Source organism: Paludisphaera mucosa (assembly GCF_029589435.1).
Taxonomy (GTDB): Bacteria; Planctomycetota; Planctomycetia; order Isosphaerales; family Isosphaeraceae; genus Paludisphaera; species Paludisphaera mucosa.
The window spans coordinates 2573317-2593428 of record NZ_JARRAG010000002.1 but is presented as its reverse complement, the minus strand read 5'-3'; the positions used below and the strand labels follow the sequence as shown (position 1 = coordinate 2593428).

At 68.2% G+C, this 20112-nt stretch carries 17 protein-coding genes, 3 tRNA genes and 1 pseudogene; 13 read left to right on the top strand and 8 right to left on the bottom strand.

Annotation, left to right across the window (positions count from 1 at the left end; all coding sequences use genetic code 11):
* Positions 1–803: 803 nt before the first annotated feature.
* Positions 804–2507: an ABC-F family ATP-binding cassette domain-containing protein gene (locus PZE19_RS19630; RefSeq protein WP_277862297.1), complete on the bottom strand. Its 1704-nt coding sequence runs from the start codon at positions 2505–2507 to the stop codon at positions 804–806.
* A 220-nt stretch (positions 2508–2727) separates the two neighbouring features.
* On the opposite strand from PZE19_RS19630, the gene PZE19_RS19625 reads away from it, so the two are divergent.
* Together PZE19_RS19625 and PZE19_RS19620 are read left to right on the top strand one after the other, a co-directional pair.
* Complete coding sequence (locus PZE19_RS19625) at positions 2728–3423, top strand: ISAs1 family transposase (RefSeq protein ID WP_277862053.1); 696 nt, start codon at positions 2728–2730, stop codon at positions 3421–3423.
* A 34-nt stretch (positions 3424–3457) separates the two neighbouring features.
* A pseudogene (locus PZE19_RS19620) lies at positions 3458–3871 on the top strand (transposase); the annotation flags it as partial.
* Between the two features lie 124 nt (positions 3872–3995).
* Here PZE19_RS19620 and PZE19_RS19615 read toward each other — a convergent pair.
* Complete coding sequence (locus PZE19_RS19615; protein ID WP_277862296.1) at positions 3996–4556, bottom strand: 3'-5' exoribonuclease domain-containing protein; 561 nt, start codon at positions 4554–4556, stop codon at positions 3996–3998.
* Between the two features lie 192 nt (positions 4557–4748).
* Here PZE19_RS19615 and PZE19_RS19610 point away from each other — a divergent pair, with 192 nt between their 5' ends.
* A complete protein-coding gene (locus PZE19_RS19610; protein ID WP_277862295.1) occupies positions 4749–6011 on the top strand; it encodes an OsmC family protein in 1263 nt (420 codons plus the stop codon).
* 151 nt (positions 6012–6162) lie between these two features.
* Here PZE19_RS19610 and PZE19_RS19605 read toward each other — a convergent pair whose 3' ends face one another.
* The 5 genes from PZE19_RS19605 to PZE19_RS19585 form a co-directional block, all read right to left on the bottom strand.
* Complete coding sequence (locus tag PZE19_RS19605; protein ID WP_277862294.1) at positions 6163–6927, bottom strand: DUF72 domain-containing protein; 765 nt, start codon at positions 6925–6927, stop codon at positions 6163–6165.
* 190 nt (positions 6928–7117) lie between these two features.
* Positions 7118–7552 carry a hypothetical protein gene (locus tag PZE19_RS19600; RefSeq protein ID WP_277862293.1) on the bottom strand — a complete coding sequence of 145 codons (435 nt, stop codon included), beginning with the start codon at positions 7550–7552 and terminating at the stop codon, positions 7118–7120.
* 16 nt (positions 7553–7568) lie between these two features.
* Positions 7569–8582: a DUF1559 family PulG-like putative transporter gene (locus PZE19_RS19595; RefSeq protein ID WP_277862292.1), complete on the bottom strand. Its 1014-nt coding sequence runs from the start codon at positions 8580–8582 to the stop codon at positions 7569–7571.
* Positions 8583–8682: 100 nt separating this feature from the next.
* Entirely contained in the window at positions 8683–10074 is a 1392-nt protein-coding gene (locus tag PZE19_RS19590; protein WP_277862291.1) for an ATP-binding protein, read from the bottom strand.
* Complete coding sequence (locus PZE19_RS19585) at positions 10071–10751, bottom strand: response regulator transcription factor (protein ID WP_277862290.1); 681 nt, start codon at positions 10749–10751, stop codon at positions 10071–10073. The genes PZE19_RS19590 and PZE19_RS19585 overlap by 4 nt, the downstream gene beginning before the upstream one ends.
* Before the next feature lie 900 nt (positions 10752–11651).
* On the opposite strand from PZE19_RS19585, the gene PZE19_RS19580 reads away from it, so the two are divergent.
* The 4 genes from PZE19_RS19580 (at position 11652) to PZE19_RS19565 (ending at position 14835) form a co-directional block, all read left to right on the top strand.
* The gene (locus tag PZE19_RS19580) at positions 11652–12653 is read left to right on the top strand and encodes a PEP-CTERM sorting domain-containing protein (RefSeq protein WP_277862289.1); all 1002 of its coding nucleotides are present in this window, start codon (positions 11652–11654) and stop codon (positions 12651–12653) included.
* 113 nt (positions 12654–12766) lie between these two features.
* The gene (locus PZE19_RS19575; RefSeq protein WP_277862288.1) at positions 12767–13567 is read left to right on the top strand and encodes an SAM hydrolase/SAM-dependent halogenase family protein; all 801 of its coding nucleotides are present in this window, start codon (positions 12767–12769) and stop codon (positions 13565–13567) included.
* 136 nt (positions 13568–13703) lie between these two features.
* The gene (locus PZE19_RS19570; RefSeq protein ID WP_277862287.1) at positions 13704–14252 is read left to right on the top strand and encodes an inorganic diphosphatase; all 549 of its coding nucleotides are present in this window, start codon (positions 13704–13706) and stop codon (positions 14250–14252) included.
* A 130-nt stretch (positions 14253–14382) separates the two neighbouring features.
* The gene (locus PZE19_RS19565; protein WP_277862286.1) at positions 14383–14835 is read left to right on the top strand and encodes a hypothetical protein; all 453 of its coding nucleotides are present in this window, start codon (positions 14383–14385) and stop codon (positions 14833–14835) included.
* Positions 14836–15013: 178 nt separating this feature from the next.
* Here the strand turns inward: PZE19_RS19565 and PZE19_RS19560 are convergent, their stop codons facing one another.
* A complete protein-coding gene (locus PZE19_RS19560) occupies positions 15014–15589 on the bottom strand; it encodes a hypothetical protein (RefSeq protein ID WP_277862285.1) in 576 nt (191 codons plus the stop codon).
* 424 nt (positions 15590–16013) lie between these two features.
* Between PZE19_RS19560 and PZE19_RS19555 the strand changes: the two genes are divergently transcribed.
* From PZE19_RS19555 to PZE19_RS19530, 6 genes are all read left to right on the top strand, one after another.
* The gene (locus PZE19_RS19555; protein ID WP_277862284.1) at positions 16014–17243 is read left to right on the top strand and encodes a hypothetical protein; all 1230 of its coding nucleotides are present in this window, start codon (positions 16014–16016) and stop codon (positions 17241–17243) included.
* 375 nt (positions 17244–17618) lie between these two features.
* A tRNA-Ser gene (locus tag PZE19_RS19550) sits at positions 17619–17701 on the top strand.
* A gap of 54 nt (positions 17702–17755) precedes the next feature.
* Positions 17756–17838: transfer RNA gene (locus tag PZE19_RS19545), tRNA-Ser, on the top strand.
* Positions 17839–17844: 6 nt separating this feature from the next.
* Positions 17845–17927: transfer RNA gene (locus PZE19_RS19540), tRNA-Tyr, on the top strand.
* 288 nt (positions 17928–18215) lie between these two features.
* Positions 18216–18833, top strand: a complete 618-nt coding sequence (locus PZE19_RS19535; RefSeq protein WP_277862283.1) for a hypothetical protein — start codon at positions 18216–18218, stop codon at positions 18831–18833.
* Between the two features lie 158 nt (positions 18834–18991).
* Positions 18992–19972 (top strand): ISAs1 family transposase, encoded by a 981-nt coding sequence (locus PZE19_RS19530; RefSeq protein WP_438269978.1) that lies wholly within the window; start codon positions 18992–18994, stop codon positions 19970–19972.
* Positions 19973–20112 lie beyond the last annotated feature (140 nt).

Below are 20112 nucleotides of genomic sequence, written 5' to 3'. Positions count from 1 at the left end.
CAAACCGCGGTAAGCGGAGCGTCCCAGACCTGGAGGCGAGGTGGTGGGATACCGTCTTGGTGCGACCGAGGGGATCGTCCAACAAGCCCCGACTCGTGCGCCGGTTCCCTTCGGATCGCCCGTGCAAGGCCAGCGGGCAAGCCATCATCAGCCTCGACGGTCGGACTGCGATCTCGGGCTTCACGGCACGCAAGACGGAAAGCGCAGTGCGACCGACTGGTCGTTGGATGGCTGGCCCATGCGGGGCGCACTCGGGGCCTCCCCGTCCCTTCACAGGGATTGACCCTCGCCGAACTGATCGTTCGATGATGGTATTTCGCCGGGCTGCCTGACCGGCGTGACGGTCGGCCGGCTGTCGAGGTCGACGACACCTAGGACGCGCTGCGCGAAGACGAGGAGGATGGCACCTGTCTTACGTCCGAAATCGAGACGCCCTCGGATTCCGAGGTTGCGAAGCATAATCGGAGGATCGACGACCTGGAGGCTGTGGAAAAAATCCACCAAACTTGCTGAGCTAGACGAGCGTTTGAATGCAGGACGGCCTTGGCATGAGAGGCCGTCCGGAACGCACTCAGCCGCAACCACCAAGGCCGAGAAGTTTGGAAGCCGCCGGGAGGCAGACGTCGACGGATCGTCGGCGCGTCGAAGAGAGGGCGAAACCGCCCTGAAGGCGTGCGCGAATAGACCAAGACATCGACATCTTTCAACGATGCACGGCCGGAGCTTTCCCAGCCTCGACCCCGCCCCTTTCAACCTCGCGGCGACGCTCGACCTTTCAGGGGGCCGCTCGAGGATGTTGCGGCTCAGGCGACCGAAGACGTCCGGCGGCCGGCGCCGGGCTTGGCGCCGTCGGGGGAGTCGTCGGCCCTGGGCTTGACCCTGCGCGTGAGCACGGCGAAGGGGCTGTCCGGCTCCTGCCGCTTGAGCTTGGCGTAGAGATACTTCTCGTAGTCGCAGGGGTAGACCGTCAGCTTGCCCGACTCGACCTCGATCACCTTGTTCGCCACGGCGCGGATGAAGTGCTCGTCGTGCGAGATGAAGCAGAGCGACCCCGAATACTCGTCCAAGGCTTCCTCGAGCACGTCGCGGCTGTCGATGTCGAGATGGTTGGTGGGCTCGTCCATCATGATGAAGTTGTGTGGGACGGTGAGGATCCGCGCCAGGCAGAGGCGGGTCTTCTCGCCGCCGGAGAGCGCCCCGACGGGCTTCTCGACGGCGTCGCCCGAGAAGAGGAAGCCGCCGAGCATCTGCCGCAAGGCGCCCTCGCTGGCGCCGGGATGGACCTCCCGCAGGTTGGCGAGCACGGTCGCCTTCATGTTCAGGCCTTCGACCCGGTGCTGGGCGAAATAGGTGGCGACGACGTTGCTGCCGAACGCCACCTCGCCCCCCGTCGCCGTGTGGACGCCCGCCAGCAGTTTCATGAGGGTCGTCTTGCCGGCGCCGTTGGGCCCGACCAGCACAACCTTGTCGCCCCGCTCGATCTCCAGTGCGAGGCTGCGATAGACCGCCTTGGCGCCGTAGGAGAAGTCGACGTCGACGAACTTGGCGACGACGTGGCCGCTCCGAGGCGGCTCGGGCAGACGGATCCGGACGGAGGAGTTGTCGGACTGAGGCGCGTCGATCCGCTCAACCTTGTCCATCGCCTTGAGCCGGCTCTGGGCCCGGCCGGCGGTCGCCGCGTTGGCGCGGTTGCGGTCGACGAAGTCCTGCATCTGGCGGATCTTCTTCTGCTGCGTGTCGAACGACGCCTGATGGACCGCCAGCCGGTGCTCCTTCTGGGGGAGGTAGGCCGAGTAGTTGCCGGCGTAGGAATAGAGCTTGCCCAGCTCCAGTTCGAACGTCTTGGTGATGACCCGGTCGAGGAAATCGCGGTCGTGGCAGGTGATCAGGATCGCGCCGGGGTAGGAGCGGAGGAACTCCTCGAACCACTTGACGCTGAGGAGGTCGAGGTGGTTGGTGGGCTCGTCGAGGAGCAGGATGTCGTGGTCGAAGGCGAGCAGGCCGCCCAGCGCCAACCGCATCGCCCAGCCGCCCGAGAGGGTGGCGACCGGAGCGTCGAGCTGGGCGACCGAGAAGCCCAGTCCCAGCAAGATCGCCTTGGCGCGGGCCTCCATCTCGTAGCCGCCGGCGGAGACGAACGCTTCCATCGCGTCGTCGTAGTCGTCCAGGGCTTGCGGGTCGCCCGCTTCCAGCCCCTTGACGACCGCCTTGAGCCGAAGGTCGGCCTCGGTCCAGGGGCCGAGATGATGCAGCATGTTCTCGAAGACCGTCCCCTCGCGGAGCGGGTGGATCTCCTGCGAGAGATAGCCGATCGAGCACTTGCGGTCGCGGAGCAGTTCGCCGGAGTCCAGCGACTCCTGGCGCATCAACACCTTGAACAAGGTCGACTTGCCGGCGCCGTTCTTCCCGAGCAGGCCGATCCGCTCGCCCCGGATGATCGAGGCGTCGATGCCGTCGTAGATCGACTGACGGCCGAACTTCTTGTGGGCGTTGACCAATCGGATCATCGGGGGATTCGTCTCGCGGTTGGGGCGGGCGAGGAGGGTGAGCCCGAACGCCGTATCGAAGCCCGGCCGGGCCCGTCGTCGCGATCAGGCGGTGAGAATCGGAAGAAAGCTCATAAGAATAGCTGCAATGAAGGACTTCGGCAAGAGGCGTTGAGGGACGAGCAGGGTGAGTCGGTTCGTTAATTTGTGGTAGGCTGTCGACTTTTTGGAGTCGACGCCGATGGACGACCGACGCCCGCTGCGCCTGCACGACTTCCTGGCCGAGGTCCCCGACCCGCGCGAGCGGTCGGGGCGGCGGCATCCCCTGGCCGCGATCCTCGCCCACGCGTGCTGCGCGATCCTCTGCGGCTGCCGCGGCTACGCGGCGATCGCGCAGTGGGGCCGCGACCAGCCCATCGGGCTGATGCACCGCCTGGGCTATCTGCGTCGGCCCCCCTCCTACGGCGCCGTCCGCGAGGTCTTCCTCCGGCTCGACGCCGACGCCTTCGAGGCGGCCGTCGCCCGCTGGGTCGACCACGTCCTGCCCGACGTCGACCCCGACGGCCTGCGGGCCGTGGCGATCGACGGCAAGGCCTCGCGAGGGAGCCGTCGGGGCGCCGCCCCGGCGGTCCACCTGCTGGCGGCCCTCGACCAGGCCACCGGCTGCGTCCTCGCCCAGGCCCGCGTCCCGGCCGAGACCAACGAGCACAAGACGGCCCTGCGACTGCTGAAGGGGCTGGCCCTGGAGGGCCGCGTCGTCACCGGCGACGCCGCCTTCTGCCAACGCGACCTCAGCCGCCGGGTCGTCGAGGCCGGGGGCCACTTCCTCTGGAAGGTCGACGCCAACCAGCCGACCCTCCTGGCGGACGTCGCGGCGGCCTGCGAGCCGCCGGTTTCCCCCCTACGCCCGGCGGCGGGCCGCCGCCGAGCGCGATGAGGCGACCACGGTCGACAAGCACGGCGACCGGGTCGAACGCCGACGGCTGACCGTCACGACGATGCTGGGAGGCTACCTCGACTGGCCCCACGCCGCCCAGGTCGGCCGCCTGGAGCGGACGATCACGGCCGCGGGCCGGACGACGGTCGAGGTGCAATGCATCGTCACCAGCGTCCCACGATCCCGGGCCGACGCCGCGACGCTCCTGGCCTGGACGCGGGGCCATTGGGCGATCGAGAACGGGCTGCACTACGTCCGCGACGTCACGCTGGGCGAGGACGCCAACCGGACCCGCACCGGCTCCGGCCCCCAGGCCCTGGCCGTCCTGCGGAACCTCGCCGTGAGTTGGCTCCGCCTCCAGGGCGTCACCAACGTCGCCGCGGCCCTCCGTCGCAACGCCGCCAGGGTCCACGAGTTGGTCGTGAACCTACGCAGCTTGAAGAACTAGCTCACCCTGGAGGGACGAGAAGCCTCCGAACCTCCATCTTCTCCAGATGATCATGGGCGACGACGAGGGCTGCGAATTGCCAGAGCCGATTTCCTCGCATGCGATCCCCGGACCCGCCCGCCGCTCATTTGGCCCCCCGCGAGGCGGCCAGGATGTTGCAGAAGAGGGCTCCCTGCTCGATTGCGTCGTCAAGCGCCTTGTGGGTATGGGGAAGGCCCTCGTCGAACCACGCCTTCGGCATACGCCGTTTGGCCGTTTCTCGAAAGTTCGTGCCGAGCACCGCCATCGCGTACGACTTGACGTCCAGGGAAGCGAAGCCGAACGGCGACTCCCCGGCGAAGCGGACGAGGTACCAGTGGATGAAGCCGAAGTCGAACCCGGCCGGGTATCCGACGAACACGGGCTTGCCCGGCAGGGCCTTGAGCCAGGCGACGTAGGCCCTCATGGCCTCGTCGGGCTGTCGCAGGTCGACGCGGTGGGCGGCCCACGCTTCCGGCTGGGTCTTCCACCAGGCCATCGTGTCGGGGTGTCCCTGGGCGTCGGGAAGCGTGTGGAGATTGGCCTCGAAAGTCGCGATCAGCTTCTTCTCGGCCGTATAGGCCGCCGACCCGAAGCTCAGCATCGAGTGCGGCCCCGGGATGGGCCCGTCGGACTCGACGTCGGTGCTCACGTAAAGCTCTTGCATCGTCGCTTCTCCTGCTTGCAGGGCGTCACCGCCCGTCCCGTCCCATATTGTGGATCTCTCCGCCACGGTCAAGCGGGTTGTCGTGCGTGTCTCGGGTCGCGCCGCGTCGCCGACCTTCTCGGTTCCCGGGCGGCTCGGCTACGATATCAACTCCGATTGAAGCCGCGTTCGAGACCGTCATGGACACACGCGATGCATGATCATCTTCGACGAATCGTCGCTTACGGCCTGGCCGCACTGGTTTGGGCGCCGATGACGTCGCGGGCTCTGCTCGCCCAGGCGACGCATGCCTCTCAGGACTGGGCGCAGACGCCCGGCGCGTTCGCGGACGGCGACTCGCTGAGGGATTTCCAGACGAGACTGCGCTCCGCGCTCTTCCTGCTGAGGGATCGAGCCGAGGCGGGCCAGACGCTCCGGCTCTCTGCGAGCGTTACGGCGGAGGGCCGCACGGGCATCCGCCGCCTGCGGATCCGCAACTTCCAGATCCTCAGCGACGGCGGCCGGGAGACCGCGGAATTCGAGCTCGGGGCCGGATCCTGGCCCAGCGTGGTCGCCGCGATGGGGAGCGCGGCGGCCGGAGACTTCCTGACCCAGGCGGCGATCAAGGGGATTCCGCTCGACGAGCTCGAAGTGGTCTTCACCAGCCGGCCCGGCGTCGCCCGGTCGCAGGGCGGCGGGGCGACGGTCGTCTATCCTCAGGCCCTGGCGTACACCGCCTTCATCGTCTCCCCGGCCTCCGACGAGGAGTTGGAGGCGTTGCGGGCGACCGTGGAGCGCCTTTCCCCCGTGCTCAACCTGGTTGCCCAGCCTCAAGACATCGATCACGGCCGGTTGATCTACACCCAGACCCCGGCCGTTCGCGAGGGGAAGACTCTCGGCGGCCTGCGCGAGTTCCTGGAGGACAAGTACGCCGCGAGCCACGGGGCGAAGCCGCCGGAGGGCCGCGGCGACGCCACGCCTCGGGCGCGCGACGACGGGAGGCCGCCGCTGCGCGCCCACGTCAAGGTCGAGGGGGGAACGGGGGTCCGGAACATCCGCACCGACGTCAAGAATTTCCAGGTCGTCCACGACTACCCCCGCTACCTGGCGGGGCACGACCTCGGCGCGGTCCCGGAGGAACACATCCTTGGGACCATGATCACCTGCCTGACACACATCTATGAGATCGAGGCCGCCAGGAAGCAATTGGCTCTGGACAGCCTGGAACTGGAGGTCGCAGGGACGCTCACGGGCCGTCTCGGCAACACGTCCGCTCCGCTGACCTATAAGGACATCCATTACACCGTCCGGATCGGGTCTCCCGAATCCCGGGAGAAGATCGAGGATCTCCAGCGGGGCGTCGAGGCGGTCTGCCCCATCTATAACATGCTGAAGAACTCCCAGCCGATCGCCGGCCGCGTCGTCCGCGGGCCCTACTCGGAGGAGAAGGAACGCGAGGCGACCAAGCAGCCCTGAGAACGCCAGAGCTGCGCTTCGCGTCGTACCACGATCCCAGGGGGGGATCGGCGCGAACCGCCGGGGCATTACGGCTCCGAGCGAGCGGTGCGATCGGTCGGGGGAGGCGGGCGCGGAATCGGACGGCGAAGGCCTGGGAAGGGTCATTCGCTCACGACGTCTCGGCGATCCGGCCGAGCAAGTCGAGCGCGTTCACGATCGCGGCGCCCTCGGCCGTGTTGTCGAAGATGCACCAGACGACCGCCGAGCGGGCGGCGGCCTTGAGCGAATCGGCGAGTCTCTCGAGGTCGTCGTCCGAGTATGTCGAGTAGTAGACCTTCGGCGCGCCGTGCATGCGGTAATACACGAGCCCGTCCCAACCGCCCGGCTCTCCCGCCGCCGGAACCACGGCGGGATCCGCCGCGACTCGGGCCACGCGGTACCGGGCGATGAGCCGCTCGGCCGCGGGCTCGAACCAGGTCGCGTGCCTGGGCTCGAGGGCCACATCGCCGTCGAACCGAGACCGAAGCTCCGCGAAGAACTCCTTCGCGCTCTCGGCCGAGAACCTCAGGCTCGGCGGCAACTGGACGAGCAAAGGGCCGAGCTTCGCTCCGAGTTGCGTCGCCTCCTCCAGGAAGCCTTCGAGCGGTTCGCCCGCGTCGACCAGGCGACGCTCATGCGTGATGACCTTGGGCGCCTTGACGGCGAACCGAAAGCCCTCCGGCACGGACTCGGCCCACCGTGCGTAGGTCGACGGCCGGTGGGGCCGATAGAACGAAGAGTTGATTTCGACGGCGGGATAGCAGGCCGAATAGCGCGATAGGTGCGTCCCCCCCGCCGGAAAACGTCCGGCGTGCTCCCTGGGGAGGGACCACCCGGCGCATCCGATATGGAGGACGCCCGAGCCTCCCGAACGCTCCGTTCCATCCCTCGCCATTGCACGCCCCAGCACATTTTGACCCGCGCCGACAGACCGTCGTTCCGGCTGTCGCATATCGTGGGCCGACGCGCCGAGAAAGCTCGAATCAGGTGATTACGCCATGCTCCTGAGGCTCGCAGAATGCGATGTCAGGGCCGCCCGCGGTCGGCGCGGCGCCGGGGATCGAGAGGCTTGAAGCCGACACGCCTCACTCCACGACCAGCCCCTCCACCTTCCAGCCGTCGTCATCGGGAGCGACCAGGACCTTGATCGTCGCGGGTGTCGTCTTGCCGCGATGCGTCGTTGCACCTTGGAAGGCGTGCTCGAACAGGGATCGGCCCTCGCCGACGGCCGTGCACCCGTCGCGGCGCGTCGCCGTCTTGAGGGCCGGGCGCCTCTTCACGAGGTCGCGGAGGCTGTCCAGGCCCATCAGCGACTTGAACTCGGGCGAGGTGTCTCGCCAGGCGTCCTCGACGCGGCCGGCCCTCAGCGCGTCGAGGAAGGAGGCGGCGGCCTCCCGGCCGTCGGCCGAGGCTCCGCCCCCGGCCTGCGAACAGCCGGCGACGGCGGCGGCGAGGGCGATGGCGATGGTTGCCAGGACCGACGGCAGCCCTGTGCCGGCCTTGCGACTTGCGGTCGACATCGACGGGTCTCCGCGGTCAGTAGGCGTCCGAGCCGACGACCTCGCCGGACGCCCGCGTGCCCAGGGCGCGCCAGACGCGGAGGTCGGCCGTGTTCTTGACGGACCGTACCGAGCCGTCGAGCATCAGCGTCGTGACGCCCCCGGGGTGGTAGCTCCGCGCGGTGACGGCGGCGTATGTGGGCTGCGTGATCGACTCGCCGTCGCGCATCGACGTGAGGTCGACGTCCTCGGGCAGGCCGGCGACCGTCGCCGTCACGCGCGTGTTGGGCGTGAACGTGGTGGTGAAGCCGACCTCGTGGACGTCCCCCTCGACCCACTCGGTGTGGCCGTTGCGATCGAAGGTGCCGCCGATGAACGCCGTCAGATCCGCGGGCGTGGCCGGCGGCGCGACGCCCAAGGCCGAGGGGTTGGTCGAGTCCCAATAGTTCGGCTGGTAGGCCTTGACCTCCGACATCCCCAGCGTATTGCTCAGGCCGTCGGTGATCGCCGCCGAGGTGAACGCACGGTTGGGTTCGAAGGCTCCGTCGCCGAACTGCTCGCTCGGCGGGTCGTAGACGAACCAGGTCCCCTCGTTGAAGGCGTAGTTGTTCGGGTAGTAGGTCAGCGTGGGCGTCGGCCGGGCCCGGTCGTTGACCTCGCTCGGGCACATGAAGACGGACACGCGCACCCGGGCGACCGTGGGGCTCATGGTGAACTCGAAGTCCCGGTCCCAGTTGATCGCGTTGTACAGGCCGACCTGCTCGACGTGGGGAAGCAGGCGGGCCAAGGCCGACCAGGGCTGGGACGTCCGACCCCGGGGCAGGACCACCACCGGCGGGAACGTGTTGTGCACCGAGAGGTAGTTGTGCAGGCCGAGCCCGAGTTGCTTGAGGTTGTTGGTGCACTGCGACCGGCGGGCGGCCTCGCGCGCCGACTGGACGGCGGGGAGTAGCAGGGCGATCAGCACGGCGATGATGGCGATCACCACCAGCAGCTCGATCAGCGTGAAGCCTCGGCTGCGAAGGCTCGAAAGGCGGGCGTGACGCTCCATGACCTGATTCGCTCCCCTGGAAGGACCCGGGACCCGGACGGCGGCCGGCAAGGTTAACCTCGGGGGCGTCCAGGGGCGCGGCCGGTTCGGTGAGATCTTTCTAACGAGGACGTCGGGACGATGCGGGATCGACCGGCAGGGAGACCCGGAAGGTGCTCCCGGAGCCGGGGACGCTCTCGACGTCGATCGTCCCGCCGTGGCGCTCCACGACGGCCTTGGCGATGCTCAGGCCGAGGCCGACCCCGCCGGTCCGTCGGCTTCGCGAGGGGTCCGCCCTGTAGAAACGGTCGTAGAGGCGGGGCAAGGCGTCGCCGGGGATGCCCACCCCGGTGTCGCTCACCTCGACGGCCGCCCGGCCGTCCGCGAGGCCGCCGCGGACGGTGATCGACCCGCCGGCCGGCGTGTACTTGATCGCGTTGTCGAGGAGGTCGGCGAACGCCTGCCGCAGGCCCTCGTGATCGCCGTCGACATCGGCGTCGGGGAGGTCTTCGAGGCGGAGGTCCAGGCCCGCCCGCGTCGCGGCCCCGCGGGCGGCGGCGACGGCCTCGCGCACGGCGTCGTCCAGCCGCATGGTCCGTCGCGGCGGTGCGGCGCCCGAATCCTCGCGCGACAGCTCCAGCATCCGATCGGCGAGCCGACCGAGCCGGGCCGCCTCCTCCACGACGCTGCGGAGGGTCTCCTCGTAGTCCTCGGGGGATCGGCGCGCGGCCAGCGCGACCTCCGCCTCCGCCCGGATCGACGCCACGGGCGTCTTCAGCTCGTGCGCGGCGTCGGCGGTGAACCGCCGGGTCGCGACGAAGGCCCGGTCGATCCGGTCGAGCATCGCGTTGAGCGTCGAGGCCAATCGCCCGAGCTCGTCGCCGGGGTTCTTGACGACGAGGCGCTCGCCGAGGTTCTCGGCCGAGATCCGCCGCGCCGCCTCGGCCATCCGCTCGACGGGGGCGAGGGCCGACGCGGCCAGCCAGTAGCCGCCGAGGGTTGCGGCCAGGAAGCCGATGGGCAGGATCGTCAACAAGACGCCCCTCAGCTCCGCCAGCTCGGCTCCCACGCCGTCGAGCGAGGTCGCGATCTGCACGATCCGCGGCCCCGCGCCCGCGGCGACCCCGCCGACGACCACGCGGCAGCGGCCGAGTCCGCCGAGATGGACGTCGAAGCGGCGTCGCGGGAGGGACGTCCCCACCTCGCCCGGCAGGGGCATGGCGAGCCCTGCGAGCCTGCGGCTCTCGGCCAGGATCCGCGCCTCGGAGTCGAGGACCCTGAGGAAGTAGGACTCGTGGAAGGCCTCGGGCTCGCGGGCCAGCTCGCCGGCGGCCCGCCCCTCGGCGAGTCGCTCGGCGGCCTCCTGGAACTCGAAGTCCAGCATCGCGTCGACCCGCTCCACCAGGGCGCGCGCCATGAGTACGTACACCGCCGCCCCCAGCGCGACCAGGATGATCGTCAGCATGCCTGCGTACCAGGCGGTGAGGCGGACACGGATGCTCGTCGACGTCATGCTTCCGGCCCGTAGACGTAGCCGACGCCGCGAACGGTCCGGATCAGCCCGGCCGCACCCGCCTTGTCGAGCTTCTTCCGAAGATAGTTGACGTAGACGTCGATGACGTTGGTCAGGGCCGCGTCCGGGTCGCCCCAGACCTGGCGGGCGAGCTCGTCGCGGCCGACGGTCCGGCCGACGTTGCGCATCAGGTATTCCAGCAGGTCGCACTCTCGAATGGTCAGCTCGGCGTGCCGCCCCTCGCGGTCGAGCCGGCGGCGCACCCGGTCGAGCCCCACGCCCGCCGCCCGCAGGACGGCCTCGCCGTCGTCGGCCCTGCGACGCACGCAGGCCCGGACCCGCGCCAGCAGCTCGGCCCAGGCGAACGGCTTGGGGAGATAGTCGTCGGCCCCGGCATCGAGCCCGCGGACCCGGTCGTCGACCTCCCCCCGCGCCGACAGGATGAGGACCGGCGGCGTCGCCGCGCCGACGGCGCGGAGGTCGTCGAGGACCTGCAGCCCGTCGCGTCCGGGGAGCATCACGTCGAGGATCAGGCAGTCGAACGGCTCGGATGCGGCCCGGGCCAGCCCGGACTCGCCGTCCTCGACCGCGACCACGTCGTACCCCGCTTCCGCCAGCCCGCGCCGCAGGGCCCGCCGCAGCTTGTCCTCATCCTCGACGATCAGGATTCTCGGCATGTCGACACTCCGACGCGCCACCACCTGCCCGGAGCGTGGCCTTCATCATACCTCAGGCCGGGCCAGGTCGAATGACGGCGGTTTCGATCGGTCCTCCGACGTCGGAGACGGACGCCGAAAGCCCGGCGCGCCCGGCGGTCGTCCATCCTCGACATCGACGGGCCGAGCAACGATCACGGAGGTGCCTGGGTCGTCGCCGCGTGTGACCGGAGATTTCTCCGTCCATCCGCCCCACCCGGTGAAGATCGGCCCGGTCGACGAAGAATCGCCGGATCTCCGAACGCCGACTTCAGGCCGCCCTGAAGCGATCGCCGGCCCGGCTGGGGTTGCCGAGCAACCTGTCCACGTTCATCAAAGTGGGCGCAAGTCGGCGGGCACCGACTTAGGCGTGGGCGTGCGGGATGGACGCGTCGATCGCAACCTGATGAAACCGCACACCCGCATCGCCTCGGCGACCCTGCACGGGCAGATGCGGAAGAAATCCCAGCCCGGCCGGGGCGAGAAGACCGACGTCGCACGAATTCGGCACGACGAGAGGAGAGTTCGAGACGTCCGAGTCGGAAACCCATAAGGGCCGACGAGTTGCGTCGGCACCTTCCATCTAAAGCGGAGAGGGGGGGACTCTCCGTCAACCCATTATTCACGCCTGAAACCCGCACCCCGTCAAACCACCCTGATGCTCAAACCTCTATTTGGAAATCACTTACAGCAAGCGACCCAATATCACCTCTCATCGGGCTCACCGACCCGGCCCCTCTCGCCGTGCACCGGTTGTGCACCAGCCGTGCACCAGGTCGATCAGCCATTTCCCCCTGGCTGCTCCGATGTTACAGGCCCTCGGATCGTATTCGACTCTTGCCGCCCGAACAAGATCTCTAAGCAGCCGGACAGGAGGGCTCGATGCAGGCCATGGACTGCCGCGACACGACCAGCAACCGGCTGTTCATGTCGCGGGAGACGGACACAACGGCGGATCATGGCGAGCCTGACCATGGCCGGGAAGTTGACCCCGAGCTTCTCGAACCTGGTCGCCAAACGCCTATTCTCCTTCAGCTCATACTAGGCGTCGGCGTCGACCTCGGGAACCGCTATGAACTCGTCCAGGGAGTTACCGTCTTCGGGTTCGGGAACGGCGTGAACGCCAGCAGCTTCAGCGGCGACGCGATCGACCTCCGTGGGACGGAACAGTACATCGGGCTCCCTCCCGGATATGTCTCGGGCGCCCAGATCACGACGAGGATGACGTTCGCCGGTCAGACGTTCCAGACCCTCGGCGTGATTCCGCGCGCCTCGGACTGGTTTTTTGGGGACGGCCAGACCGTCACGCTGCGGATCGGGTCGGGCGCCGCCGTGCCGGAGCCATCGGCCCTGGCGTTGGGCGGCATCGGACTGGCGGCATTCGCGGGCTACGGATGGGAAGCGGCGTCGCTGAGCGGAATGCGACACGAGGCGGTTACTCGACTCCAGAGAAAATGGTCGGTCCCTTGGAGGCCGAGAAGCGCAGATCCCGCTCGTGAGAGGGGGACCAGAGGCCCCGAACAATCTTCGCCGCGTCCGATCGAATCGCTTCCCATGAATACCGAGCCCGTATCGCCTGAACCGACACGCCAAAAATTGAATGTCAAGGCGTGCCTCGCGGCAGTGGCTATCATCGTCGTCGTGGTGGTCGCCCTTGTGGCCAACCACGACTCGCGGAAGGCCCGCGTCTCCGAATGGGCCGCGCAGAACGGCTACAGCGTCGTCGGCGAAGTCAGGACCCGGTCGTTCCTGGAACCGTGCCCGTTCGTGCTCGACGACGAGCACGACGACGTCTACAGGGCCGAACTGGAAGACGCCGGGCGTCAGAAGCGGACGGCATGGTTCCGCTTCCACTTCGTCGGCATGGAGCAGGCCTGGGAGTGAGGGGCGGCGAGAACCTCGCTCTCCCTGGCGAGCTGCTTCACGCAAGGGCACGCAGGTTGCCTAACATCCCGGCATCCTGAAGCTGATTCAAACGCCCGAGCGGAGCCCCCCAGATGCTCGTCCACGTCATCGCCGATTACGGCCAGGGAGACCTCGCCTACGCCGAAGTTGCCCAACGCCTGATAGCCCTGCTACCCGAGGCCCGTCTGGTCTATACGCCGGTCCCGCCGTTCGCGACTCTGGCCGCCGGGTTCTGCATCGCCCAGCTCGGCCTGAACTCGCCGCCCGAGGGCACGCTGATCTTCCACAACGTCGCCCCGCGCGAGGACGACGATTCCGAGCGTGAGGAGAACGCCGGGGAGAAGCTCGCCTTCGCCCGGCTGAAGACGGGCGCCCTCGTCGTCGGCGTGAACGCCGGGCACGTCTACTCGTTCGTGCGGGACGCCGCCGACGAGCTGGGGTGGGCCGCGGCGTCCGATTCCGGCTCCCAGTTCCGCTCGCGCGACCTGTTCCCCCAGGCGGCGGCCGATCTCCTGGCCAGGCGGAGGAAGGCGAAAGCGGGGACTCTGGAACTCAAGGACGTTCCCGACGTGCCTGCTGGGAAGATCGCCTGCACCGACGGCTACGGCAACCTAAAGTTGACTCTGAGACGTGAGGACGTGCCCGGGAAGGACGGAAAGGCGGTCCGCGTCACGATCGGGAAAAAGGAGATCGAGGCGATCGTCAGCGACGGCTCGTTCTCGGTCGAGCCCGGCCAGATGGCGTTGGCCCCGGGGAGCAGCGGATGGCCCTTGCCTGATGGCGGCAAGGTCGAGTGGCTCGAGCTGTTCTTGCGGGGCGGAAACGCGTCGGAAGCGTTCGGGAAGCCGGCGAGCGGGACCGAGGTGAAGGTGGCGGCGAAGGCGCGATCCTAAAGGTCCGTGTAAGGGAAACTTCTTCTGGACATTGGAGCCGGCCACGGCCCTGTAGTTGCAGATCGATGATTCGTCACGCCCCCGCCCGCCGTCCTCTGAGTTCCACCAAGGATGGCCTTCACTCCCAAGGCTCTCCGTGCCACTCAAGCCGCCCTTCGCCCGCCTCCCCGCCTTCGACCCCGAGTCCGGCGACCTGAACGTCATCGTCGACACCCCCAAGGGGAGCCGGAACAAGTTCGAGTTCGACGAGGAACGAGGCCTCTTCAAGCTGGGCGGCGTGCTGCCCGCCGGGGCCGTCTTCCCCTATGACTTCGGCTTCGTGCCCGCCACCCTCGGCGGCGACGGCGACCCGATCGACGTCCTCATCCTGATGGACGAGCCGGCCTTCGTCGGCTGCCTGGTCGAGTCCCGACTCATCGGCGTCATCGAGGCCGAACAGACGGAAGAAGGGGATACGGTTCGGAACGACCGCCTGATCGCGGTCTCGACCCGCTCCCGCAATCACAAGGACATCCGCGAGGTCGCCCAGTTCAACCAGAACCTCCTTGCGGAGATCCAGCATTTCTTCGTGTCGTACAACGATTCCAAGGGGAAGCGCTTCGAGCCGCTAGGGCTCTACGGGGCCGAGCGGGCGGGGCAATTGGTCGAGGAGGGCGGGGCGCGGTATCGGGCTTCGAGGGGGTGAGCCGCCAGCCCCTGCAGCCGCTTCAACCTGCCCACTCGCGACGCGGTCTTTTTCGGTGACGGCATTCCCCGTGCTTAATCATTAAGCCGCCGTCCACCTCCCGGTTCCACTTCGATCAAGGAAGATCGCCATGCGAAATCTCCTCCTCACCGCCGCCGTCCTCCTGGCGACCTCCGGTTGCTCCATGATCGAGCGGGCGGATACCGCCCTAGAGCGACTCGGGACCGCCAACGCCCAGCTGGCCACCGCCAACGCGGAGATCGTGAACGCCAACCGCCAGCTCGCGGAGATGCGTTCGGAACTCGCCGGGACCAAAGAGCAGATGGCCCAGGTCGGGATACAGCTCGCCGAGGCCAACCGGAATATCGCCTTGACCAACGGCAAGTTCGACCGGACCAACGAGGGCATCGCCCAGGCCGTCGGCGGGATGAAGGAGGCGAGCGGCCGCATCGGCGCGACGATCACCGGCCTGGACGCGACCAACAAGAACCTGGGCCGCACCAACGCCAAGATCGACGAGACCAACGCCCGGCTCAGTGTGATCGACCAGGCCATCCAGAAGATCCCGCTCATCAGGGAATGAGAATTCGAGGAAGTTCGCAGGAAGGTGCTGCCGACCAATCGGGCACCGGCCCTGTCGTCGCCACCCGCCAGCCGACCTGACGGCCGTGCTTGAGCGACGCCGACGCGGCGAGTACCGGGCTCTGCTCAGCCCTCCCCGCGACGATCCCGGCGCCGACGGCTTGTTCAATAGCACGGGTTCATCGACGATGGGGCAGTCCGACTGCCATATCCAGGAGGGGGTCATGCCGAGTGTCGCGCCGGAGGAGGAAGGACCGATTCAGGAGTCGTCCGTGCGGGATGCAATCCGTAGGGAGGTGATGCGATCCCTCGGCAGGCCGAGGGACCTGCTGGCGGTGAGGGTGCACGCCGTCGGGGCCGGGCGCTACCGAGTGAACGTCGTCGCGGGCGCCGACGCGGCCTCGGGGAAGATCGTGAACAGTTATTTCCTCTCCGCTGACGACGCGGGCAAGATCCTGAATTCCTCCCCCGAGATCCTCAGGTTCTACTGATTGAGGTCGTGGGCCGAGCAGGAGGCGGGCGTAACTCGCTTTCGTCAGGCCGTCTCCCACCACCTGGCTCGCCACCGACTTCATCAGACGCTCCACCCCCGCCACCTCGGCGTCGATCCTCTCCAGGCGGCTTTGGGTCTGCCGGACCACGGCCTGGTCGTCGTGCGGGATGTCCAGGACCTGCACGAGCGACGCCCGGACCGCCTCGAACTTCTCGCGGGCCGTGGTCAGTTCGGCCAGGGCCGATTCGAGTTCGTCGCTCATCGGTCAGTTCCCCGGGATACAGGTAAGTTGCGGGGAGATTTTATGGCCGATTCGATAGAACGTGTTAGCTGGGCAGGTGTTTAGCGAGGCGTGGTGGCCTCGCCCATACGACGCCGCCGACCCAAAATTCGTGGCTCCACCGACTCGATCGGCTTTCTCCGACTGTTGTCCTTGAAGGGGCGTCCGCCGTGCTACTACAATTGTCGCGACGCGGCGTTGCAGGGTCGCCGGGCAAGGGGCGTTTGAGCGAGTGCTCGCCATGGGCGCGACGATCCTGGTCTGTCCTTGCGGACTGCGGTTGAGGACGGCGGGGATGGCACCCGGCAAGAGCGGCCGCTGTCCCGGCTGCGGGCGCTCGCTCCTAACGCCCTTGGGGGCGAAAGCCTCTCCGCCCGAGGCGGTGTCGGACGACGACGTCCTCGAGATGCTCCGGCAGAAACCCGTAGTCACGCCCACCGATCCCGTGCCGACCGAGCCCGTGGCGGCCCCGGCGGTCGAGGAGGACGAATGGAACTGGCAGGGGGCGTACGACCTCGACCCGGTCGAGCCGCCTCGCCCCATGTCCCGTGCGCTCGACCGGGCGAACCCGCGCGGTCCCCTCGGGCCGTGGCCCGACCAGGTCGAAATCACCGACGAGCCCGAAGTCCCCGAAGAGCCGGCGCCGCCCGCCGAGGCGACCGACGGCGAGTGGAGCTGGCAGGGGAACTATGAACTGGGCGAGGAACCGCGGGCGTCGGTGTCCGTGCAGGGCGCACCGGAACCTCAGGAGGCCGTCGAGGGTGCCGAGACCCGCCCGCCCCTCGCCCCGCTCGGTCGGAACGCGAAGAGAGAATCGGAGGATGCCGAGCCGCAGCGCCTGGACCCATGGTTCCCGCCGCACCTGCTCTACCCGGCGCGGGGGTTCGAGGGCCTGGCGATGGTCGCGGCGATCGGGGGCGTGGCCTGGGTGATGGGCACCCTGGGCCTGGAGTACTGCCTGGCCATCCTCGCCGACGGCGAGCTGATGGGGGTGTCCTCGATGGGCCGCCTGATCGCCCTGATCTCGTCGTTGCCCTTCCTGATCATATCGCCCCTGGTCCTCGTCTACGGCATCCAGTACCTGGCGCGGGTGCTGGTGGCCTCGAGCGAGGGGGAGCTCCTGCCGCCTCGCCCGCCCGACCGTAGCGCCGACGGCCTCCTGGACGGCATCGGCTCCTGGCTCCTCTGGATCGTGCTCGGGGCGGGCGTCGGCCTGCTGCCGCTGGCGACCTACCGGGCGGCGCTGGGCGAGTCATGGAGCCCCGGCGTGGCCGCGGCCCTCGGGCCCTTCGGGCTGTCTTACGCACTTATGGCGCTGATGCTGACGTTCCTGCACGACGATGACCTGGCGGCCCGCCCATGGACGGTCCTGGGCACGATGGCGCGACTCGGCCCGTCGTTCCTTGGGCTCAGCCTGACGGTCGCGGCCCTCTTCGCGCTCGTCGGGATCGCCTTCGCCGCCGCGCTGGCCCTTCGCGACCGGGCGTTCTGGGTCTACATCCCGGCGAGCCTGGCGAGCTGGCTGCTCGCGGCGTGGCTCTCGATCGTCGCCATGCACACCCTGGGGGCGTACTACGCCCCGCGAAGGAACCGCCTCAAGTGGCGGCGGAAGCGGCACCGCTGGGGTGCGCGGTGATCGTCGGCCGAGAGTCGAGGTTTCCGCTCGGGCTTTCGTCCCGGTGCGAACCTTCAGCATACTCGCGCTGTCGGACCTGCAACTGGCGTATCGTCCTCAAGCCATGCGGTTCGAATATGACCACCCACCGCGACCAACTCGTCACCTCTCTCGTGCTCCCGGCGCGATCTGCGAGTCCCCGTTCGCGGTATTCCAGTCGGGGCCGCCTGTCGTATTGACGCGCGGCCCGTACTCGCCGGATCGATCCCGATCGACCGGTTGATCCTCGCCGGTTCCATCCCGGCACCGATCCACGAAAGCCGTTCGGTAGCCGAGACGACACGATCGTCCGCCTGATGACAGGCCGACGCATTGCCGATCTCGTCCGCACCAAACGGAGGGATAGCCTAACTGGTAAGGCAGTAGTCTCGAAAACTACCGTCCGCGAGGACTTGGGGGTTCGACTCCCTCTCCCTCCGCATCTCGGAACCGGGCCAGATCGGAAGCGAGTCGGACCGGAAGCGTGTCGGACCGGAAGCGTGTCAGAGAGGATTATCGTGCCTGGTTGCTAACCAGGTGTGGGAAACCACCGCGGGTTCGAATCCCGCCGCTTCCGCTCTTCGGGTGTGCGCCGGAGTTGGAGAGCCGGGCCGCGCTGTAAACGCGGCGTCCCTGACTGAGGGGGTTCGAATCCCTCCACACCCACTGCTTTGATGCTCCCGTCGCAACTCCGGAGTTGCGACGATTTCCCCCTCCGGTCTCCCTCGGAAGTCCTTGAAGGGCCAGGGGAGCGGGGACGTCATTTCGAGAGGAAGCCGGTCACCTGACTCAGGAGCCTACCTCGCTCCCCGCCTTGCCTTCTCGCGGAACGCCACTTTCCCTGGTCGATCCACCCGGCCAGCCGCCCGTCCGCGACCTATGTTCCGACGGAGTCTTCAAGTGGTCGCGGATCAGACGCACGGATGCGTGTCGCCCGGGAGAGCCACGCCATCCATGTCGAACCACCACCCGTTCCGCCTCGTCCCAAGCGTCGAGCATATCGAGCCTCGCCTGGCGCCCAGCAGTGGATTCTTGGGGAATGTCCACGAAACCATGGCGCTGTTCCACCAGCTGGCACAGCAACAGAGAGCGGCCGTCCGCGAGTCGCGGGAGGTGGCGCGGGAAGCTCAGCATGAGGCGATACAGATCCAAACGGACAAGATTCGTGAGCACGCAAACGCCGCGCTCGCGGCGGGGATCGTCTCGGGGGCCACGTCCATCGCCAGTGGGGTGGGAACCCTCAAAGGCGCGGGCGGAAAAGGAATATCGGGTGCCGACCATCTGGCGCACAAGGGCCATACATCCGAGAAGGGTCTGCTAGGGATCGTGGGTCAGTCGCTCGCAGGCATCGGCCAGCTGGAACAGGGGACGCTGCTCGCCATCCGCGACGCCGGCCTGCAGGAGCAGAAGGAGCTGCTCGCTGAAGAGCACGAACGTCTGGCGCACCGGACGGAACTCAATGAGCAGGAGTTTATTCAGCAAATGATGGAGACGATGCACCAAGTTCGAGAACAGCTGCAGCAAATTGCCAATGCCCAGACGGAATCGTTGCGGGCCATCATCAGGGCCTGAGCGGGATTAGGTGTGGGGCTGGATCAAGGAGAGTCGTCACACAGGGCCAGCGCGCACTTATAGGCAGATTCGGGAAAGTCTGACGGCTTGCGCGCCGCGCCGGGTTGGGTTGGACCATGTTCCATGCGGCTTCTCGGGGCTGGGCGTGGGGGTGGTCGATGGCGGAACCGCGGCGGTTCGGGCTGGACGAGGTCGTGGCGCATTTCCAGGAACTCGAAGACCTGCGGTCGGAGGTCAACCGCAAGCATCCGCTCGGCTCGGTGGTGGTCATCGCCCTGGTCGCGGTCCTCGCCGGGGCGTCGGGGCCGACGATGATCGCGCATTGGGCGGCCCTGAAGGAGGATCTGCTCGCCTCGGTGTTGCCGCTGCCGCACGGGGTCCCGTGCAAGGACGGCTTCCGGCGCGTGCTGATGGCCTTGCGGCCCGAGGCGTTCCAGGCGTACTTCGCCGCCTGGGTCCGGGCGTTGCGCGACGAGGCAGCGGCCCAGACCGGCGTCGAGCGGCCGACGTTGGCGATCGACGGCAAGACGCTGCGACGCAGCCACGACCGCAAGAGCGGCCTGGGGGCGTTGCATTCGGTGACCGCCTGGGCGAGCGAATACGGGATGTCGCTGGGCCAGGTCGCCCGCGACGAGAAGTCCAACGAGATCACGGCGATCCCCGAGTTGCTCAGGCTGGTGGACGTCGCCGGGGGAGTCGTGACGATCGACGCGATGGGCTGCCAGAAGGAGATCGCCGGGGCCGTCGCCGCCGCCGGGTGCGACGACGTGCTGGCGTTGAAGGGGAACCAGGGGACGCTGCATCAGGCGGTCATCGACCACCTGATGAGCCGCTGGGAGGCGGATTTCGAGGGCGACGCGGTCGGCCGCCGCCAGTTCGAGGGGACCGGCCACGGCCGTCGCGAGACGCGGACCTACCTCCAATTCGAGGCCCCAGACGACCTGCCGGGTCGCGAGGCGCGGCGGGGGCCGAGGTCGATCGGCGTGGCGATCTCCGAGGTCGCCGAGGCGGTCAGGCCGCCGACGAGGTCCGCTACTACATCAGCAGCCTGCCGGTCGAGCCGGACGCGAAGGCGTTCGCCCACGCGATCCGCTCGCACTGGGGCGTGGAGAACGGCTGCCACTAGACCCTGGACGTGACATTCCGCGAGGACGAGTCCCGCATCCGCGAGGTGCACCTGCGCGAGAATATGGCCTGGGGTTCCGATAGCAACGGAGAAAAGAACAACGATCTTCATCGGGACTGTTGTTCAGTAGGCGGACGGAGAGGGCCGCGAGAT

What these genes read in the sequence shown, in the direction of transcription:
- PZE19_RS19630 (WP_277862297.1), bottom strand. Translation starts at nt 2,507, where the DNA reads ATGATCCGATTGGTCAACGCCCACAAGAAGTTCGGCCGTCAGTCGATC.
- PZE19_RS19625 (WP_277862053.1), top strand. Translation starts at nt 2,728, where the DNA reads ATGGACGACCGACGCCCGCTGCGCCTGCACGACTTCCTGGCCGAGGTC.
- PZE19_RS19615 (WP_277862296.1), bottom strand. Translation starts at nt 4,556, where the DNA reads ATGCAAGAGCTTTACGTGAGCACCGACGTCGAGTCCGACGGGCCCATC.
- PZE19_RS19610 (WP_277862295.1), top strand. Translation starts at nt 4,749, where the DNA reads ATGCATGATCATCTTCGACGAATCGTCGCTTACGGCCTGGCCGCACTG.
- PZE19_RS19605 (WP_277862294.1), bottom strand. Translation starts at nt 6,927, where the DNA reads ATGGCGAGGGATGGAACGGAGCGTTCGGGAGGCTCGGGCGTCCTCCAT.
- PZE19_RS19600 (WP_277862293.1), bottom strand. Translation starts at nt 7,552, where the DNA reads ATGTCGACCGCAAGTCGCAAGGCCGGCACAGGGCTGCCGTCGGTCCTG.
- PZE19_RS19595 (WP_277862292.1), bottom strand. Translation starts at nt 8,582, where the DNA reads ATGGAGCGTCACGCCCGCCTTTCGAGCCTTCGCAGCCGAGGCTTCACG.
- PZE19_RS19590 (WP_277862291.1), bottom strand. Translation starts at nt 10,074, where the DNA reads ATGACGTCGACGAGCATCCGTGTCCGCCTCACCGCCTGGTACGCAGGC.
- PZE19_RS19585 (WP_277862290.1), bottom strand. Translation starts at nt 10,751, where the DNA reads ATGCCGAGAATCCTGATCGTCGAGGATGAGGACAAGCTGCGGCGGGCC.
- PZE19_RS19580 (WP_277862289.1), top strand. Translation starts at nt 11,652, where the DNA reads ATGCAGGCCATGGACTGCCGCGACACGACCAGCAACCGGCTGTTCATG.
- PZE19_RS19575 (WP_277862288.1), top strand. Translation starts at nt 12,767, where the DNA reads ATGCTCGTCCACGTCATCGCCGATTACGGCCAGGGAGACCTCGCCTAC.
- PZE19_RS19565 (WP_277862286.1), top strand. Translation starts at nt 14,383, where the DNA reads ATGCGAAATCTCCTCCTCACCGCCGCCGTCCTCCTGGCGACCTCCGGT.
- PZE19_RS19560 (WP_277862285.1), bottom strand. Translation starts at nt 15,589, where the DNA reads ATGAGCGACGAACTCGAATCGGCCCTGGCCGAACTGACCACGGCCCGC.
- PZE19_RS19555 (WP_277862284.1), top strand. Translation starts at nt 16,014, where the DNA reads ATGCTCCGGCAGAAACCCGTAGTCACGCCCACCGATCCCGTGCCGACC.
- PZE19_RS19535 (WP_277862283.1), top strand. Translation starts at nt 18,216, where the DNA reads ATGTCGAACCACCACCCGTTCCGCCTCGTCCCAAGCGTCGAGCATATC.
- PZE19_RS19530 (WP_438269978.1), top strand. Translation starts at nt 18,992, where the DNA reads ATGGCGGAACCGCGGCGGTTCGGGCTGGACGAGGTCGTGGCGCATTTC.